Below are 16,601 nucleotides of genomic sequence, written 5' to 3' on the forward strand. Positions count from 1 at the left end.
ATTGCTGCTGTGCGTGTAACTCGCTTGCGAATCTCAGGTTTCCGCGGATGGAAGCATCTGGACCTTCGTCCTGACCGTCACGTAGTGCTGGCGGGCATTCCTCGCGCGGGTCGTACCGACATCATCGAGGCCCTTGCGCGGGTGCTGGATCCAGATGCAGCCCGGGGCGCCGCCCTGACCGACCTGTACCAGGAGAGCGCCTCAGAAGCCGAAGAAGTCGAAGCCGCTGCAGCGCCCGAAGTTGACGAGGAAAGCGCGTTCCCGTCCGACTTCTCGCCGGTCGCTCGCGTTGACGCAGCCGAGGTCGAGGTAACCCTGACGGACCTCGATCCCGATGTACAGCAGCTCGTGGCCGACGGGGCACTTGAGCCACTGGACCCCTCAGGCGCGGCGAGTGAGGCCGCTGACGCCAATCCGGACTCTCCCCTGTGTATTCGATTGACGTACCGGCTCAGCTATGACAGCGATACCGAGGTCTTGGAAACCGTGGTCTTCTATCCGGCCCGGAGCACCCCAGGCGCTGGCGACTACCTCCGGGTTCCGGCCGCGACCCGGCGAGCCCTGCCCGTGATCACCCTCAACGCCGGGGTTCCTCTCCAGCTTCGGGCCGGCGGGAACTTGCGCCGCTTCATCGACGAGCGTGACCCGAAGGCCGCGGTAGCGGCCTTCGAAACGCTGCGTTCGGCGGTCGCCGACGCCGTCGGCGCCCTGTCAGCCGATCCAGCGATCACCGATGCCGTCGATGCGGTCCTAGCCGTCGGCGGTACTGCGAGTCGTCTGGGCGAAGGCACGATCTCGGCCAGAGACGTCGGTTTCCTAGCCGAAGATGGCACGGTCGCCGCCCTCCTGCGTACGTTGAGGGCCGCGCTGCGCCTGGACGACTCGGGGTTGCTGGCACTGCCCAGCCACGGAAGCACGGTCACCGCCATCCTGTCGATGGCCGAGGCCATGCTCTTGGCGAACGTTCCCGGTGCAGTGGTCTTGGCAGACGACTTTGGTGATCAGCTCGATGCTGCTACTGCAGAGCACCTCGCCTCTCTGACTCGTAATCAGGCGGGCCAAGTATGGCTGTCAACGCGGCGGCCTGAAGTTGCCCGCGCGTTCGAACCCGGCGAGGTGGTACGCCTGGTCCGTCACGGGGGCCTTCGCGGACACCACCAGATCGCGAAGACAACCGACCGCAAGAAGCTCGCCGCGCTGAGGCAGCTACACACCCAGCTCCTTTCTGCCTTCACCGCACCGGTAGTCGCGATCACCGAGGGGCCGCACGACGTGGCTGTTCTGAGCATGGCCGATCGCCGATTCCCACCGAGCAAACTCCCCCTCTCTGCTCACGGGGTCCGACTCGTCGCCGCAGGCACCGGCGGCGACGGCGGCATCGACCAGATCCCCCGCATCGCCGAACTCGCCCAGCAACTCGGCTTCCGCGTGATCGGCGTGATCGACCGGGACAAGGAAACACCACAGAGCATTGAACAGACGGCCACAGTCCAAGCTGCCTGTAACGTCGTGGTCCGTTTGCCCCCTGGCGCGATCGAGCGGGCCATGGTCGCCGGCCTCGATCTCACCACGGTCGCCGCGGCCAGCGCCCTGCTCACGGACTACGGCGTACCCGACCCCTTGGCCGCTGACGCCAGCGAGTCCGCAGTGACTCAACTGTGCAAGGTGCTTCACAAGAAGGGCCTGCACGAACCCCTCCTGGAAGCCCTCTACAGCGAATTGCAGCCAGCGCCTGACCACACCGAAACGCATGAGCACCCGCCGGGCAAAGCGGTCGTTCACCCGCCCGTGCTGGCGACGGCCCTCGACGCAATCGCCCAGGCCGCGAACGCCGCCTACTCCGGCCCCAGGCTTGTCGACCTCCCCGAGGTTGCCCGGCCGCAGACGGAGCAGTGATGACGTACACGCCGAAAGACAAGCAAATCGACATCATCACCAGTACCGCTCCGGTCGTGGTTGTCCTGGGCGGCGCGGGCACAGGCAAGACAACAACTGCCGTTGCCGCGGCTCGGCGGCACCTCGAACGGGCAGACGAGGAACTCGCGATGGCCCGGCGGGCCGCAGCGCGTGCCGGAGTCAGAACGAGGCTGCCCGCCCCAGAGCGCGCCCTGTTCCTATCGTTCTCCCGCACCGCCGTGGCACAGATCATCGACCGTGCAGCCGCGGTAATCGGGCCGTTCCGGCCGCGCTTGGAGGTCTCGACCTTCCACGGATTCGCCTGGCGCGTCATCAGGAGCTTCGGCCCGCACCACGGGTACCCGCCACCACAGACTGTGCTGAGCAAGGCCAACAGCCTGGTTGCAGGGGCCCCGCCCGGCCTCACCTATGACGAACTGATTCCCGCCGCGACCGAATTGCTTGCCCTCCCCAAAGTCCGGGCCCACTACCGCAGTCGGTACGGCATCGTCATCTGCGACGAATTCCAAGACACCGACGCCCGCGAGTGGGACTTTCTCCAGCTGATCGCGCCGCCCGCGCGCAGGATTCTGCTGGGTGATGCCAACCAGTGCATCTATACGTTCAAGAAGGGCGTCGACGCCACCGCCCGCATCAGTACAGCAATGGCTCTGCCCGGCGCCAGCGAGGTCCGCCTGCCGCCAGCCAGCTTCCGCGACCCGAGCGGCATGCTTCCAGCAGCCGCTGAAGCCGCCCGCAGACGAGACTTCAGCAACCCTGCTATCCGAGCAGCAGCTGAAGCAGGACGGCTGTCCATCACCCGGATCGAGGACGAGATCGGTCACCGCCACGTCCTGGAACTCGCCCGCCAAGCACGCAGCCACGGCGACACGGTCAGCATCTTCACCCACACTAACGCCGCGACGACTGAACTCTCCGACGCACTGACCGCCGACGGCCTGGCCCATGAGCAGGTGGGTTTCACCGAAGCGTATGGCGAAGCTCTCCCCGCCCAACTGGCCATGGTGCAATTTGCCCTCGGGAACAGGGCGCCCGTTTTGCGTAGTCTCGCCGTGTACGTCTCGGCCACACAAGGCGGAAGTAAGATGCCTCCGCTGGCCCGGCAGATACTCAACCTCTCCGACAATCCCGTTCTGGCCAGGGCAATTAAACGGTTGGCCAAAGACCTGCGAGCCGCCGCAGGCCATCCCGACCAACTAGCCGACGTTGTTACGAATGCATACCGCAGGATCGGTACGCACCGCGGTCAGGAGACCTGGATTCAAGCCGCGCAATTGACCCGCACCACGCTGCGCTCGCTAGGAGACGAGCTCGACATTGAAGCCGCTACTGACCAGCTACTACGTGCGCGCGACGAGATCCTCGTGGGCTCGCACACCACCCGCCGCTTCCCTATCCAAGTCATGAACCTTCACCAGACCAAGGGGCGCGAGGCCGACACGACCATCCTGCTCCTCGGCTCGGAAGAGTTCTACGGTTACGAGGGTGATCCGTTCCCTAACGGATCGAAACTGTTGTACGTCGTCATGACACGGGCCCGAAAGCATGCCCGCCTCGTCGTCCCGGAGCGGTCGCATCCACTGTGGGCTCCGCTCGTGGCTGCCCTGAGTTAGTAATCGAAGCCGAGGCATCTGTCCCCCAGTCCCAGACTTCACCTCCTGTTGCAGCTTCGGTTCCGGGCGCACCGGGACACGACACGACTCGGTTCGATGGCAAAACGACTGAGTTCGATGTCAATGGACAGAACTGTCCTTCGACAACAAATGCAGTCGCCTTGCCAGCCATTCGAGTCGACGACGAGAGCGCACACGACAGCTTGGCCGGAGAAGGCAACTGCATGCTGTCTCCGGCACCGCGCGACAGCTGGGCCTGCTGTCAGATCGAACCGTCCGAGCTGACACACGGGCCAGCTGCTGCGGAGACAGGCGCCAAAAGTGGTGGTGGTCGATGCGAGCGGTTGCCATCCTGACGGAATGGAGGAAGCAGGAGACCGATTGAGTTTGCCCCGGCCGCGATGGGCAAGTGCCGAGATCGCCGTCTGGGGAGGTGCCAGCGAGGACGATCTCGCTCTTGCGGGCGGCTATTTGCGAGTGGCCGAGACCGCCGCTCGCCACTGGATCACTCATGGCCCGGACGACCTGCTGCCCCTCCCGATTCTCTATAACTACCGGCACAGCATCGAGCTGTCGCTGAAGTGGCTGATCCGCAAGGCCGCCCAGTGCGCGCTGCGCGAGGGCTACTCGGGAGAGGAGGACCTCAGCCCCGACCAATTGGATAAGCGTCTACGCACGCACAACATCAAGAAGCTGGCGGACTGCCTCAACCGGTACCTGGCACTGCTGGACCTGCCCGAGGTGGAACAGCGCATCGATCCGGAGTCCTGGACTCAGTTGCACTGGCTGGACAGCGAGGATGCATCAGGGGAGACCTACCGGTACGCCGTGGTCGGCCACGGCAACGGCCGGACTCCCGCCCGGCCCGTGCAGCAGAACATCAACTTCTATGAGCAGGTGAACGAACTGCACAAGCTGGCCCACCTGCTGTGGGGTGGCTACTCGGCTCATCTCGGTCAATACGAGGACTGGCAGATCGAGTACCTGGAGGCCATGGACACGGCCGGCTACTGAAGCAGCGTGCCGCCGCTATGGTGTCGGCTTCTTGTGCCGGGCGAGGAGTTCGGTGAAGAAGTCGGAGATGAGCTGCGGGCTGTCGGGCCGGGTGAGTTCCCAGCCGCCGAAGCGGTAGATCTCATAGCCGGCCAGCCGCAGTCGGCGGTCCTCGGCGACCATCTCCGAGTGCAGCCTGGGCGAGGCGGTGTAGGTGCTGCGGCTATCCACCTCGATGGGGTTCTTGGTGCCGTAGTGGTGGACGCCGTCGACCTCGATCACGATGCGGGAGCGGTCAGGGGCCAGAAGCAGGAAGTCCATGCGCTGGCGGTGCAGGGCACCGCTGTGTCCGCCACTCTTGCGGGTGTAGGGGTCGTAGTGCAGGTAGACCTGCGGGATGAGGGCTGGCAGGTCGAACCCGGCGGGTTCGGCGTACCGGGTGCAGTAGGTGCGCAGGACCGTCTGCTCCGGCAGGGAATCAAGCGAGCGGTACAGCCGGCGGTAGAGGGCATCGGCGGCCTCCGGCTCCTCGGCGTTGGGGAGGTGCTTCGCCTGCCACCAGGTGACCATCTGCCGCCAGGTCAGGCCCTGGGCCGGCAGAGGGTCGCTGTACACGAGGCAGTTCTTGGCGTTCTGGACGATCTCTACGTCGTTGTTCACCGCGTCCCGCAACACGATCTTCGGCTTCGGGCCCACGGCGGCGAAGATGAGGTTCTTGAAGGTGCCGCGGGGGCCGTTCTTGAAGCGCTGTTCGTACTCGATCTCCTGCAGGTCCTCCAGGGCCTGCAGGGTCGGCCCGAGCAGCCCTTCGATGCACCCGCGGCGCGCCTGCCAGCCGCCGCCCCCGGACATGTCGTTCTTGCGCCAATAGTCGTAGAAGCCGCTGTGATGGCGGAAGGGCAGCTTTGGCGGCTCAAGACCCAGGCGTTCGAGGACAGCACGGTGCGCTTTGACGGCGAGGACGACTTCCTCGTCCTTCATACGTTCATCGTGGCGTGTGCCCCGGGCGACGAAGTCCTCGTGCAGCAGCCTGGTCAGCGCCTCGGCTACCTCCAGGTCCGGGTGATCGAGCAGGGGGCCGAACCGCAGGGACTCCATCTGCTTGACATCCAGTTCCCATAGCTGACATACCCATTCGCCTGGCCTGTGGTTGGGCCAGTCCACGTGTTCATCGGGCCTGTTGCGAAAGAAGTCATCTGTCTGCATGCGTGTGCATCCCCCTGCCCCGCCAGCGCTGTCGAAGAGAATTGTCGCTGGTGTCACTGACAAGGGAAGCTGCGTGCAGCCGACATGACCTCTGCCGCCTGACCGCCCGCTGCAACCTCGGCAACCAGAGCTGGCAGCCCGCCGCCTGTGGCCGTCTTGCGGCGGCTTCCGCCGCCGCTCACCCCAAACCCCTCCGCAGACATCCGTGGGCATTGATCATCTAGACATGGTGTTCGCCAGGCAGCCGGTCATGAGGGCCCGCCAGCCGGAGTACCGCGGCAAGGCGGCCCTCGCCGCGGCACGCATCGTAAAACCGCACACGGCCCTCATCGACGCTTCCACCCAGGTTCTCGCCATCACCGGGCCGTGACGGGTCTAGGGTGTCGCCTCATGACGCTGCTGATCGTGGGTGGGTCCGGGTTCCTGGGCACCGAGCTGGTTCGGCAGGCTGTATCGGTGGGACGCCCGACGGCCGCGACCTATGCGACCAGGCCCGGCAGTGTTCCAGGGGTTACTTGGCGCAGCCTCGACCTGCGAGATCCAGGGAGCGTGGAAGCGGTCGTGGCCGAGGTGAACCCTCGCGTCATCGTTAATGCATCGAGTGGCGGGGCCGACTGGGCAGTCACAGCCGAGGGACCCGTCCGTCTCGCAATCGCCGCGGCGAAGGCCGGAATCAGAATGATCCAGGTCTCCACCGACGCCGTCTTTTCCGGCAAGCGCCCTGCCCCCTACGACGAACACTGCAGGCCCGACCCCATCACCCCGTACGGGGCGGCGAAGGCCGCCGCGGAGACGGTGCTTCTGCTCCATCCGGACGCCGCCGTGGCCCGCACCTCGCTGATCATCGGCGACGGACAGTCCGAGCACGAACGCGCCGTCCACGAACTGGCCGCCGGCACCCGCGACGGCGTCCTCTTCACAGACGACGTCCGATGCCCGGTCCACGCGAGCGATCTGGCCGCAGCGCTCCTCGAACTCGCGTCGGGCGGCGCAACCGGCGTCCACCACCTCGGCGGGAACCAGGCTCTCAGCCGACACGAACTGGGCGTGCTCATCGCCCGACGCGACGGACTCGACGCATCGCGACTGCCCACTGGCCTACGGGCCGACAGCACCCTTCCCGGGCCCCTCGACATCCGCCTCGACAGTCGCTCGACGCAACGCAAGCTGCGCACGACACTGCGCGGCGCACACCAGTTCCTCGTCCCCCACGGCCTGAACGCCGCAGCCGGAGCGGATGACGTTGCCGGCCAGTGAACGGTTGGTCAACCGGCCGTGCTGTGCTCGGTCTCCGGCACCGGGGGCAGCCAGTGAACAGCGTTATCTCGGAAGGACACGTGGATCGGCACGAGGTCTGGGCCGCTGGTGTCGTCGAGAGCGGTGGCGTTGATGCCAATCTCCGGGATGTCGCTATCGATCGCCGCGAGGCTGCTGCCGCAGGTCGGACAGAAGCCGCGTTTCGCCTCGCCTTCGAAGGTCTCGTACCAGGTCGGCTCTCCGCCTTCACCGGTCCAGGTGACCGTCTGGAATCCCACCCACCACATCACCGGTGTACCGCCAAGCTTTTGACAGTGGCGGCAGGCACAGGTGTGGGGGAAGACAGCTGGACCTCGGGTGGTGAAACGGATACGGCCGCACAGACAGCCGCCGGTACGTTGCCCGGCTGTTTCGGCTCCCTGGGCGTCGGCGGCGGGGGTGGCGTTCATAAGGTGATCTCCCGGGATTTCAGCAAGTTGGGCCCTCAGCGTGCCATCGCTTCTATGGTCGCCAGGGCGCTCTTAGTACGGCCCTGGGACTGGTGGGCTCGCATGTTCGGTGCCGCGTGTCTATTCATATGGACGAACGGCCGCCCCTCGTGGGCGGGGATGCGGGGCAGCAGGGCGGGCTGGGGACCTGAAGGCACCGCCCACCGTCCACCAAGCCGATTCCGACAACTTCCACCCGAACCCACCATGAAGCCCCTGCCCAACAGCCCGGGAATCTGTCAACGAGACCATCCCTCCTATGCTCCGGCCGTCGTCTGTCAACGGCCACCGAGACGCCCAGGTGGGGGTCGTGGGACAGCCGGGCGGCGGCGATTGCGGTGGAGCGCGGCCTCGGGGACCGTCAGTGCGCCAGTCTGAGACGTGCCGACTCTGTGGCATGGGAGGCGGCTTCGATCAGTCCGAGTTCTCCGGCGAGAGTTCCCACGAAGGCATCGACCGCCTCGATCGCGTGACCTTCCATCGTGTCGGGCTCTGCGAAGTACGCCGCAAACTCTCCTGCACCTATGGTTGCCATGGCGGGCCGGCTGGCCTGGTAGTCGGCCCAACTCGGCCTGTATACGGTGCGTACTCGGTCGAGTTCGGTCTCGTCGATCTCCTCGTGCCGGAGGCTGCGGAAGGTTTGCTGGCGGGCCTTCCACATGGCGATGTGGTGCTGGACAGAGATCGGCCCGAATGGGCCAGGAAGCGCTCGTTCGATCCTCGGCATACCCGGCTGAGTCGACCAGGGCGAGTTCAGCTCCGTGAGGACCCAGGTCAGTCTGTTGATGTCGATCCTCCCGGTCCGCTCGCCCTCCTCGATGACGAGCTGGGCGGCGCGCCGTTGCTTATGGGTGGCTGAGGGGTGGGCAAGTTGCTCAACCAGGGTGCGAACGTTCTGGCCTCGTCGAACGGCGGTCGTCTGCCCGGCGGCGCGTGCATGGGTACGCCAGGCTCGGCGCGCCTGCGGGGTGGGCACGATCGTGTCGTCGATCAGCCACAGGAACAGCACGACGCGGATTAGAGCGCGCTGCGGGATGCGCCCCAGGGGGGAGCGCTCCCGGGCCTCAAGAAGTCTGGTGAACAGCTCGCGTTGCTCGGGCGGGAAGATCCGCGGATCGCTGCCGTGCGCGCTGGTCTTGCGCGGTTCGGGGTTGGCGAGCATGCCGTCCTCGACCCAGGAGGTCACCATTCTGGGACTGGCTTTCACACCCATCGCGAGCGCGTCGGCGACCAGGTCGGCCGACGTTCCCTCGGTCCACGTGGTGGCCTGATCGCCTTTCATGGGGCCGAACTTACATCGAAATTCGAACCCTGAAAGCTGCGTTCAGCACACGTCACCCGTAAGGCTTGGGTCCAGCAGAAACTGCGCCCCGCACCGTATCCCTGCCAGGAACACGCGGTGCGGGGGCAGCCGACACATCCCCTGAACGGAGACCGTCATGTCCCACCGTACGCACCGCCCCGCCCCGAAGCGGCGACGCGCCCGCCACCGTCTTGTCGTGGGCCTTGGGCAAGCAGCGCTCTACGCCGCTACCACCACGTTGGCCGGCGGGCTGGTCCGCGAACTCCTCCACCTGGTCCACATGTCTGTCTCCTCGTGCTGACCTGAACAACAGGGAGATGTCGCGTCCGTGCCAGCCGTGCGCGGCATCTCAGCAGCGTCCCGCTACGGGAACCGACTCGATCGGGCTGTCCACCCCACGCGCCCACGCAAAAGCCCCCGAAATCATGGAATCCGGGGGCCTTCAGCGATGTGGGCGGGCAGGTTAATTTTCGTCGGTGGAGTCGTCCGTACGACGTCGGCGGGCCGCGTAGAGGGCGCCTCCGCCGGCGGCGATCAGCACTCCGGCGCCGCCGATCATCCACGGGGTGGCGTCCGCGCCGGTGTGCGCGAGCGAGCCCGCAGGGGTGGGGGCCGCGTTGCTCGACGCGGTCTCGTCGGTGGTCGGGGTGTCCGTGGCCGAAGCCGAAGCCGACGGGGCCGGGGTGTCCTCGTCCTTGCCGGGCTTGTCCGGCGTGGGCCGGTCACTCGGCTTGTCGGTGGGCTTGTCGCTCGGCTTGTCGGTGGGCTTCTCTTCGGGCGGCGGGGTGGTGGCGGTCTTGGCGTTGGTGACGGTCACCGTCACGGGATCGCCCGGCTTGGCCTTGAACGCCTTCGACGGCTTGTAGATCTCGTAGCCGTCGGGCGCCTTGACTTGCTTGACCCAGAAGTCGCCGCTGGTACGGGAATTGAGGGGCAGCTTGCCGCTTGCCGTGCCGTCGGAGCCGGTGGTCAGCGTCAGGAGGGTCTTGTCGCCGCTGCCGATGTTGACCGTGGACCCGGCCAGCAGCTTGCCGGTCTTGTCGTCCTTGGCCTTCAGCAGGACCGAGGCGTCCTTGAACGGATCCACGATCGTCAGGGGCGTGTCGGCGCCGGGAGTGACGATCACGTCCTGGTCGTCGACAGTGTCATGCAACGGGCTGCCGCTGGAGGTCTCCTTGAGACGGTAGATCCCGGGAGCGAGGTCCTGCAGGGCGAGCTGTCCCTGGGCGTTGGTCTTGCCGCTGGCGGCCTCCTTCCCCGCGGAGTCGAAGAGAGTGAAGGCCGCCCCGGCGAGGACGTCGCCGCCGGGGTCCTTCTTCAGGATGGCCACACCGCCGGACTCCGTCTCGGCCGCGCTCTTCGGAGTCGAGGACGCGGAAGCGGACGGGGTGGGCTCGGGGCTCTGGGCCGAGGCGGTCGGCGCCCAGGACAGGCTGCCGGTCATGGTGGCGGCGACGGCCACAGCAGCTGGAAGGGTGAGAACGGAGCGGATGCGCAAGTAGGGACTCTCCAAGGGAACGCGTGCGGTTGATGGAGCAGGGTGGTGATTCAGCGGGAGCGGCCAGGCGCCGGACGCGGAGGTGCTGTCGCCGGGGCGGCCGGTGAACGGGAAGGCGCGGTGATCGCGTATCTGCGGGCTGCGGCACGGACGAGCTGCTGTTGCTGCTGTACGGGCAGCTGCTCGATGCCGGACAGGCCCTGGGCGATGGCCAGACCGAAGGGGGAGCCGGCGTCGATGCCGGCGGCCTGCACGATCTGCGCTGCGGCCTCGGCTTCGACCAGGACGCCGTAGGTGCTGGGGACACCGAGCATGTGCTCGGCGTGGTCGCGGGCACCGCCGAGGACTTCGGTAAGCGGGACGTCGTCATCGTTCAGACGGTCCTCGACGATGTCGAGGAGGGTCAGCGTCGCGCTGTGCAGCCGATCACGGAACGCAGGATCCGTGATCCAGAATCCGTTCGGGCCCGACGGCGGAGGCGGGCCAGAGACCGCGGTGGCCGACGGTGGCTGTCGGTGCGAGGGGAACCATCGGGGCGGGGACATCCGGAACTCCGTGGCGCGGTAGGTGGTCAGCGGCTGCGGGGCGAAAACACGGTGGTGGGTGTGGGCTGGGCGACCGGTCGGGCTGGCGGTCGGGACACAGGCTCCGGGAACCAGACGTGGGCGTACTGCTCGATCGCGGTGCGCAGCCCCGTGCCGTCCGCGCCGTGCCACGGCGGCTGGCTGCTGTTTGCGTGCCAGTCCCGGATGACGGCGTAGCCGTCGCGGCCGGCCACGAGCCCGCGGGCGGTGTCGCGGCGTTCAAAGGTGCCGTGGTCGGCGAAGCGAAGGATCGCGGTGTCGAGGACACCCTGCTCGGGGTGGACAACACGCAGGCGCAGTCCGTCGTACTCGCCGTGGCGGATGGGCGGGGCGAATCCGATGCACAGCCGCAGCTCCGAGTTTGGCTGCGGGGCTGCGTACAGGGCGTCGCCGACGATGGCGTACTGGTAGAAGGGCAGTTCGAGGACGTCATCGAAGAACTGCTGTGCGTGAAGGGGCACATGACCTCACAGGCAAAGGGGGCGATCTGGCAGTCAGCGGCGCGGGCTGGAGGGACGGGCGGGCAGGAGCGCTGAAGGGGTCGTGGTGGTGCTCCAGCGCGGGACGCTGCGCGTGGTGAGCGCGGGACGCCGTCTCGGCGCGGTGCGGTGGACGTCGAGGGGTGTGGGCACCGGGGGCGGCGGCGGTGTGACGGGCACGAGCTGGGCGTGATCACGCAGTCCGCGCGACAGGAAGTCCTTCCAGCGCGGCAGCGGTGCGGTGTCGGACACGCTCTGGGTGATGGCCTTCACCAGCGGCGTCGGGGTGTTGGTGGAGGCGGTGGCGTACCAGCGGGCGTATCCGTTCTTCGGGCCGCCCCACATGTACCAGCGGGCCTCCAGCGTGGTGAGTTCCCTCTCCGCGTCGAGCCGGCCGGTGGCGTATTCCAGGCCGGCCATCCCGTCCGGGGTCTGCAGTTCCATCACACCCCACCGTGGATGCTGGATCTGCCAGCCGCGGTTGATCAGAGGGGCGACCGCGTTGAAGGCGGCGAGTTCGGGGTCCGTGGGGTCGGGCTGGGCGAGGTAGTGCTCGGTCCCGTCCTGGTATGCCTGTGCCAGGGCCGTGGTGAAGGCGGTGACGAACTCGGTGGGGCAGCTGTCGTTGAAGCTGACGCCCCAGGCGGGCGGCCCGAAGCGATCCACGTAGGCGTTGATACGCCACAGTCCGTCGTCGTCGCCTTCGGGCAGGAAGCCGAGACGGACCTTGTGGTCGGGGGCGTTGAGGTAGGCGTTGCCGAGGTCGTCGTGGGTCAGCTCCCAGTCGAGCTGCATCAAGGGCTCAAGGGCGGGGTCGCCGATGCCGGTGGTGCCGGCCAGGTAGCGGGGGAAGACGTAGACATCGCCGTCGATGTCGAGGTCGGGATCGGGATCGGTCAATTGGACATCCGGGAGGGTCGGGGCGGGCGCGCGGGGAGGCTCTAGGCGGGGGTGACCTGGACGGCCAGGTGCCGGTACGCCTCGGTGGAGCGTGCCTGCGCGTCTGCGGCGTTGGCGCCGGTGGTGATCAGGTAGCCGATGCGGGCGGTGAACATGTCGCCGCCGTCCTGCGGCAGGACGAGGAGGTCGCCGACTTCCCGCTGGAAGCTGACGCGCTCGAGCCAGGGGAATGTGTCGTCGAGACGGCGCTCGGTGAGGGTGCCGGAGTAGGCGGGGTAGACCAGCCGGATCGCCGCCGCCCGGCTGCGTGTCGAAGTGAGGTCGGGAGCCAGTCCGCAGGCCACGTCAGCGGCGGCGCGGGGGAGGTCGACGCCGGTGGCCAGGCGCACGAGGTGGCCGATCATGTCGCCGCCCAGGCGGGCGTTGACCTCGACCAGGCGCGGGCGCCCGTTCACCAGGCGCATCTCGACGTGCTGGACGCCGTCGGTGATGCCGAGCGCCTTGACGGCTGCCGCCGCGACGGGGGCGACCTGGGCGAGCAGTGGGTCGGCCGCGTCGACGCAGTGGGCGACCTCTTCGAAGAACGGCGGGTCGCCGAGGGTCTTGCGGGTGACGGCGACCGCGGTGGTGTGGCCGCGGTAAGTGACGCACTCGACGCTCACTTCCGGGCCGTCGAGGAATTCCTCCACCAGGACGTGGGTGCTTTCGATACCGTCGCGCGCTCCCGCCGAGGCGAACTCGAAGCCGGCGGGCAGTTCCTCCACGCGGTCCACGCGGATGACGCCGATGCTGGCGGCGCGGGCAGCGGGCTTAAGGACGATGGGGTAGCCGATGGTCTCGGCGGCAAGCGCTGCCTCCAGCAGTGTGCGTGCGGTCATGGAGGAGGCCGAGGGGACTCCGTGCCGGGCGAACAAGGTGCGGGCGGTGGCCTTGTTGCGGGCTGCCTCCATCACCTCCGGGCTGTTCGTGGGCAGGCCGAGCCGGCGTGCGAGGCGGGCGGTCTGGGTGAGGTACCACTCGGTCCACGTCGCCACGCCAGCCAGCTGGTGGCGGTCGGCCAGGGCCCGACCGGCCTGGGCGAGCGCCTCGGCGTCGTCGGGGTCGGCGATCTCGAAGTCGCTGATGAATTCCTTTTCCCACGTGGGCTCGCCGGGGGTGATCAGCACGATGTCGTAGGACGCGGCGACGCTTTCGAGACAGTAGCCGCGGTACGCCTGCGCCTCCGATCCGGAGGTCGTCGTGACGAGGATGGTGCGAGAGGGCATGGAGGCACTCCAAAGTGGATGAGCTGAGGCGTAGTTGAGAGATGACGCGCAGGAGTTCAGGGGGTGCGGCGGCGGCGCAGCTCGAAGGCGGGAGCCCAGTGGGGGTGGTCCTCGATCAACTTGCGGGCGTAGAACGCGGTGTAGTTGTTGTTGAGGCCGCGCACGCCCTGGGGCAGCCGCCACCGCAGTTCTTCGAAGAGGCCCTTGAGCCCGATGCGGGTGGCGCCGGCGGCTATCCGCTCGGCGGTCAGCCGCTCCAGGGCCCGGTAGACGTAGGGGTGCTCGCAGTCGAAGGCCAGGAACTGGTCGGTGAGCGTGGGCCGGGAGCCGGCGCGAAGCGAGGGACGAAACACCGGCAGTACGGTCTGGGTCGCCGTGGCGTCGGTCGTGGGCATCGGATAGGTCTCCAAGGTGAACGGTGGGGCGGCCGGTCAGGCGAGGGAGGCGCGCAGGCCGGGAAGGGTGCGCAGGCGCGCGAAGGCGATGAACAGGCCGAGGGCCTGCAGAACGGCGCAGCCGATGATCACGTGGCCGAGCAGGGTGGGTGGCACAGCGGCAATGAGGACGCCGGCCACCGGAAAGGGCAGCAGGAGGACGAGGATCGTCAACGAGAGGGTGCTGCCGAACACCTCGGCGGGGATGAGGTGGGAGCGCAGGGTGCGCAGTACGACGGTCATGCCGCCCTCGCCGGCCATGAGCACCGCGATCAGCACGAGGTACGCGGTGTAGGTGTGGGTCAGTGAGACGGCCAGGCAGGCGCTGGCGGCGATGGAGGCGGAGAGAGCACCGACCGGCCATAGGCCCCACCGGTCGATGGCGCGTCGGCAGACGGCGACCGTGACCAGTGTTGCTGCGGCGGCTACGGACCAGATCACACCCACGTCGGCGCTGGAGTGTCCGAGCTGCTTGACCACGATGACCGGGGCCGCGGCCTGGAGGAGGCCGACTGCCAGGTTCGACAAGGTAAGCCCGGTGATCAGCCAGGCCAGCGCGGGGAGCGACTTGAGCGTTGTCCAGCCGGTGTGGAGCCCTTTGAGGATGGGCTCCGGAGCAGTGGTGCGCTGCTGGGCGGGTTGCCGGGGGGCGAACGCGCAGGCGAGGAGGGAGAAAGCGGCGATCGTGGTCAGCATCCCGGATGCCCCGGCCTGCTCCAGGAGCAGGCCGGCGAGTGCGGGGCCGGCCAGGGTGCCGACCTGGTCGATGCCGAGCAGTACGGACTGCACGCGGTGGGCACGCTCGCCGGCCGCGCGGCTGGCCACGCCGCCCGCGGTTTCGGCGGCGATGTAGGAGAACTCTGTGAGCACGCCGGTCAGGGCGGCGAGCGCCATGACCGTGATGGTGGTGCTGAGACCGCCCTGTAGTTCGGGCAGGGCCAGCGCGGCGGCCAGGACGACGACTGCTCGTGACCCGGAGGCGAGGCGGAAGACGCGGGTGGTGCCGTAGCGGTCGGTCATCGCCCCGGCGAGAGCGAAAGCGCCGAGGCGCGGGATCCACTCCAGCGCGAACGCGAGACCGGTCAGTGCGGCGGAGTTTGTGGTGGCGAGCACCAGCAGGGGGATGCCGTACGTGGTCATGGCGAACGCGCCGGCGTCCATGCTGCGGGGCAGGTAGATGCCGCGCAGCAGGGTGGGGACCGGGCGGCGGGCATGCCGCGGTCCGACACGGGTTCTCACGCAGCGCGCCCGCCTTCCGCCGGCTCCTGAGAGGAGCGGGCGTCGGCGTGATCCAGGGCGCGGGGGTTGGACTGCAGCCAGTCGGTCAGGGCATTGCGAGGTGCCGATGGCTCCGGCGACGGCCCGCTCGGGTGCGGGTCGCGGCTGTGCAGCTGGAGGGTGTGCTGAACCCGGGTGACGAAGTCGACGGTGACGGCGGGGAATTGGCGGGCGCGGGCCCAGCGGGCCGCGGTGTCGTAGACCTCGGCGAGGGCCTCGCCGCTCTCGGTGAGCCGGTAGCGGTCGGGGGTCGTTTCGTCGGAGTGGACCAGGTGGAGGGCGCGGGCGGTGTCGATGGCGTGGCGCAGTTGCCCGGGAGTGAGGTCGCCGAAGGCACCTTGCAGGCTGCCGCGCCGGTGGCTGATGGGCCCGTTGTCGTCGATCTCGGTGATCAGGCGTATCAGGCCAGGCAGGGTGAGGGTCCGAATGGCGCGGCGTTCGCTCAGGAGGCTGTCGTGCAGGGCGCGGGTCATCGGCGCGGGCCTCCTGTCGGGGAGACCGGACGGGCGGGTATCTGGTGGGAGAAGAGGTCGCCCGTTTTCCACGCCGGGCTGTCCGAGGCCGTGGTGGTCAGGGCGGGGCCGGCGGACCGTACTGCGGGAGCTGCGGGTGTCGTACGCCGCGACGGGGTGGTCGCCCAGGGGCCGGAACGGTTCTGCGACGGGGCCGGGCCCTGCCCCCGAGGTCGGCGGGCATCGGTCTCGGCGGGCGGGGCGGCGGCCCAGGCGGAGATCGCCTGGAAGACGGGGGAAAGTGCCCGGCCGCTGGCGGACAGCTGGTAGTCGCCGGAGCCGCTGGCCGTGATGAGGCCGTCGGCGGCAAGTCGCTCCAGCGGCTTGTAGACGGCGGTCAGCCCGTAGCCGGGCATGGCTTCGGTGGCCAGGGTCTTGGCGGTCGCGCTGCCCCGGGCCTGCAGGGACCACAGGATCGGGGTGGCGTGCCGCGGCGCGATCAGGGCGAGCGCGTCGTCGATGTTCTGGGCCGGCGGGATCCGCTCGGGCTCTATCTCGCCGGTGGTCTTGTTGGCGACCGTGTCCTTCTCCAGATACGTGTCGCCCCAGGACGCGATCGTGGCGAGGACCGGCATCAGAGCAGCGCCGCGGCTGGTGAGGCCGTAAGTGACGTGGCGTGGGGCGTACTCCGTGCGCTCGACCACGCCGGCGCTGGTGAGGTGGCGCAGCCGGGGGTGGAGCTGGCCGTCCGCGAGCCACGGGAGCCGGGGCTTGATCTCGGCGTAGCGCAGTGTCTGCGAGGAGAGGGTCATCAGCACCCACACGCTCCAGCGCGGGGCGAGGAGATCCAGGGTCTTGGTGACGCCGGAGAGGTCGTGCGATGCGGAGGGGGGCGGCGCGGTGGTGGCCAAGGAAGGGGCTCCTCAAGCGGTAC

General features: G+C 68.2%; 18 protein-coding genes. 6 read left to right on the forward strand and 12 right to left on the reverse strand.

What is annotated here, in order from left to right:
* Positions 1 to 84 precede the first annotated feature (84 nt).
* From ACFWSK_RS08195 to ACFWSK_RS08205, 3 genes are all read left to right on the forward strand, one after another.
* Positions 85 to 1,896, forward strand: a complete 1,812-nt coding sequence (locus ACFWSK_RS08195) for a hypothetical protein (RefSeq protein WP_383783055.1) — start codon at positions 85 to 87, stop codon at positions 1,894 to 1,896.
* The gene (locus tag ACFWSK_RS08200) at positions 1,896 to 3,530 is read left to right on the forward strand and encodes a UvrD-helicase domain-containing protein (protein WP_097242930.1); all 1,635 of its coding nucleotides are present in this window, start codon (positions 1,896 to 1,898) and stop codon (positions 3,528 to 3,530) included. The genes ACFWSK_RS08195 and ACFWSK_RS08200 overlap by 1 nt, the downstream gene beginning before the upstream one ends.
* Before the next feature lie 321 nt (positions 3,531 to 3,851).
* Entirely contained in the window at positions 3,852 to 4,544 is a 693-nt protein-coding gene (locus tag ACFWSK_RS08205; RefSeq protein WP_383783056.1) for a hypothetical protein, read from the forward strand.
* Between the two features lie 15 nt (positions 4,545 to 4,559).
* On the opposite strand, the gene ACFWSK_RS08210 is transcribed toward ACFWSK_RS08205, so the two are convergent.
* On the reverse strand, positions 4,560 to 5,621 hold the full coding sequence (locus ACFWSK_RS08210; RefSeq protein WP_383783057.1) for a hypothetical protein: 1,062 nt from the start codon (positions 5,619 to 5,621) through the stop codon (positions 4,560 to 4,562).
* A gap of 334 nt (positions 5,622 to 5,955) precedes the next feature.
* Between ACFWSK_RS08210 and ACFWSK_RS08215 the strand changes: the two genes are divergently transcribed.
* Complete coding sequence (locus ACFWSK_RS08215) at positions 5,956 to 6,099, forward strand: hypothetical protein (RefSeq protein ID WP_164493841.1); 144 nt, start codon at positions 5,956 to 5,958, stop codon at positions 6,097 to 6,099.
* A gap of 20 nt (positions 6,100 to 6,119) precedes the next feature.
* The gene (locus tag ACFWSK_RS08220) at positions 6,120 to 6,986 is read left to right on the forward strand and encodes an SDR family oxidoreductase (RefSeq protein WP_383783058.1); all 867 of its coding nucleotides are present in this window, start codon (positions 6,120 to 6,122) and stop codon (positions 6,984 to 6,986) included.
* A gap of 8 nt (positions 6,987 to 6,994) precedes the next feature.
* On the opposite strand, the gene ACFWSK_RS08225 is transcribed toward ACFWSK_RS08220, so the two are convergent.
* The 3 genes from ACFWSK_RS08225 to ACFWSK_RS08235 form a co-directional block, all read right to left on the reverse strand.
* The gene (locus ACFWSK_RS08225) at positions 6,995 to 7,435 is read right to left on the reverse strand and encodes a GFA family protein (RefSeq protein ID WP_097242934.1); all 441 of its coding nucleotides are present in this window, start codon (positions 7,433 to 7,435) and stop codon (positions 6,995 to 6,997) included.
* 400 nt (positions 7,436 to 7,835) lie between these two features.
* Positions 7,836 to 8,756: a hypothetical protein gene (locus ACFWSK_RS08230; RefSeq protein ID WP_383783059.1), complete on the reverse strand. Its 921-nt coding sequence runs from the start codon at positions 8,754 to 8,756 to the stop codon at positions 7,836 to 7,838.
* A 484-nt stretch (positions 8,757 to 9,240) separates the two neighbouring features.
* Complete coding sequence (locus tag ACFWSK_RS08235) at positions 9,241 to 10,107, reverse strand: SpaA isopeptide-forming pilin-related protein (protein ID WP_383783060.1); 867 nt, start codon at positions 10,105 to 10,107, stop codon at positions 9,241 to 9,243.
* Between ACFWSK_RS08235 and ACFWSK_RS08240 the strand changes: the two genes are divergently transcribed.
* The gene (locus ACFWSK_RS08240) at positions 10,100 to 10,279 is read left to right on the forward strand and encodes a hypothetical protein (RefSeq protein WP_239987848.1); all 180 of its coding nucleotides are present in this window, start codon (positions 10,100 to 10,102) and stop codon (positions 10,277 to 10,279) included. The two genes, ACFWSK_RS08235 and ACFWSK_RS08240, sit on opposite strands and share 8 nt — an antisense overlap.
* Before the next feature lie 46 nt (positions 10,280 to 10,325).
* Here ACFWSK_RS08240 and ACFWSK_RS08245 read toward each other — a convergent pair whose 3' ends face one another.
* Genes ACFWSK_RS08245 through ACFWSK_RS08280 form a run of 8 tightly spaced genes read right to left on the reverse strand, consistent with a single transcriptional unit; the run spans position 10,326 to position 16,578 of the window.
* Positions 10,326 to 10,820 carry a hypothetical protein gene (locus tag ACFWSK_RS08245; protein WP_097242937.1) on the reverse strand — a complete coding sequence of 165 codons (495 nt, stop codon included), beginning with the start codon at positions 10,818 to 10,820 and terminating at the stop codon, positions 10,326 to 10,328.
* A gap of 26 nt (positions 10,821 to 10,846) precedes the next feature.
* A complete protein-coding gene (locus ACFWSK_RS08250) occupies positions 10,847 to 11,320 on the reverse strand; it encodes a hypothetical protein (RefSeq protein ID WP_383783061.1) in 474 nt (157 codons plus the stop codon).
* A gap of 33 nt (positions 11,321 to 11,353) precedes the next feature.
* Complete coding sequence (locus ACFWSK_RS08255; protein ID WP_383783062.1) at positions 11,354 to 12,238, reverse strand: DUF317 domain-containing protein; 885 nt, start codon at positions 12,236 to 12,238, stop codon at positions 11,354 to 11,356.
* 41 nt (positions 12,239 to 12,279) lie between these two features.
* A complete protein-coding gene (locus ACFWSK_RS08260) occupies positions 12,280 to 13,503 on the reverse strand; it encodes an ATP-grasp domain-containing protein (protein ID WP_383783063.1) in 1,224 nt (407 codons plus the stop codon).
* A gap of 56 nt (positions 13,504 to 13,559) precedes the next feature.
* Positions 13,560 to 13,898, reverse strand: a complete 339-nt coding sequence (locus ACFWSK_RS08265) for a hypothetical protein (RefSeq protein ID WP_097242940.1) — start codon at positions 13,896 to 13,898, stop codon at positions 13,560 to 13,562.
* Positions 13,899 to 13,934: 36 nt separating this feature from the next.
* On the reverse strand, positions 13,935 to 15,176 hold the full coding sequence (locus ACFWSK_RS08270) for an MFS transporter (protein WP_383783064.1): 1,242 nt from the start codon (positions 15,174 to 15,176) through the stop codon (positions 13,935 to 13,937).
* Complete coding sequence (locus ACFWSK_RS08275) at positions 15,173 to 15,688, reverse strand: hypothetical protein (protein ID WP_383783065.1); 516 nt, start codon at positions 15,686 to 15,688, stop codon at positions 15,173 to 15,175. Before ACFWSK_RS08275 ends, ACFWSK_RS08270 begins: the two co-directional genes overlap by 4 nt.
* The gene (locus tag ACFWSK_RS08280) at positions 15,685 to 16,578 is read right to left on the reverse strand and encodes a winged helix-turn-helix transcriptional regulator (RefSeq protein ID WP_185300770.1); all 894 of its coding nucleotides are present in this window, start codon (positions 16,576 to 16,578) and stop codon (positions 15,685 to 15,687) included. The genes ACFWSK_RS08275 and ACFWSK_RS08280 overlap by 4 nt, the downstream gene beginning before the upstream one ends.
* Positions 16,579 to 16,601: the final 23 nt, after the last annotated feature.

The organism is Streptomyces sp. NPDC058620, from assembly GCF_042717135.1.
In the GTDB taxonomy this organism is placed as follows: domain Bacteria; phylum Actinomycetota; class Actinomycetes; order Streptomycetales; family Streptomycetaceae; genus Streptomyces.

Coding starts and splice junctions, on each gene's coding strand:
- ACFWSK_RS08240 (WP_239987848.1), top strand. CDS start 10,100: ATGGCCACACCGCCGGACTCCGTCTCGGCCGCGCTCTTCGGAGTCGAG.
- ACFWSK_RS08200 (WP_097242930.1), top strand. CDS start 1,896: ATGACGTACACGCCGAAAGACAAGCAAATCGACATCATCACCAGTACC.
- ACFWSK_RS08260 (WP_383783063.1), bottom strand. CDS start 13,503: ATGCCCTCTCGCACCATCCTCGTCACGACGACCTCCGGATCGGAGGCG.
- ACFWSK_RS08220 (WP_383783058.1), top strand. CDS start 6,120: ATGACGCTGCTGATCGTGGGTGGGTCCGGGTTCCTGGGCACCGAGCTG.
- ACFWSK_RS08210 (WP_383783057.1), bottom strand. CDS start 5,621: ATGGAGTCCCTGCGGTTCGGCCCCCTGCTCGATCACCCGGACCTGGAG.
- ACFWSK_RS08225 (WP_097242934.1), bottom strand. CDS start 7,435: ATGAACGCCACCCCCGCCGCCGACGCCCAGGGAGCCGAAACAGCCGGG.
- ACFWSK_RS08265 (WP_097242940.1), bottom strand. CDS start 13,898: ATGCCCACGACCGACGCCACGGCGACCCAGACCGTACTGCCGGTGTTT.
- ACFWSK_RS08275 (WP_383783065.1), bottom strand. CDS start 15,688: ATGACCCGCGCCCTGCACGACAGCCTCCTGAGCGAACGCCGCGCCATT.
- ACFWSK_RS08215 (WP_164493841.1), top strand. CDS start 5,956: ATGGTGTTCGCCAGGCAGCCGGTCATGAGGGCCCGCCAGCCGGAGTAC.
- ACFWSK_RS08230 (WP_383783059.1), bottom strand. CDS start 8,756: ATGAAAGGCGATCAGGCCACCACGTGGACCGAGGGAACGTCGGCCGAC.
- ACFWSK_RS08245 (WP_097242937.1), bottom strand. CDS start 10,820: ATGTCCCCGCCCCGATGGTTCCCCTCGCACCGACAGCCACCGTCGGCC.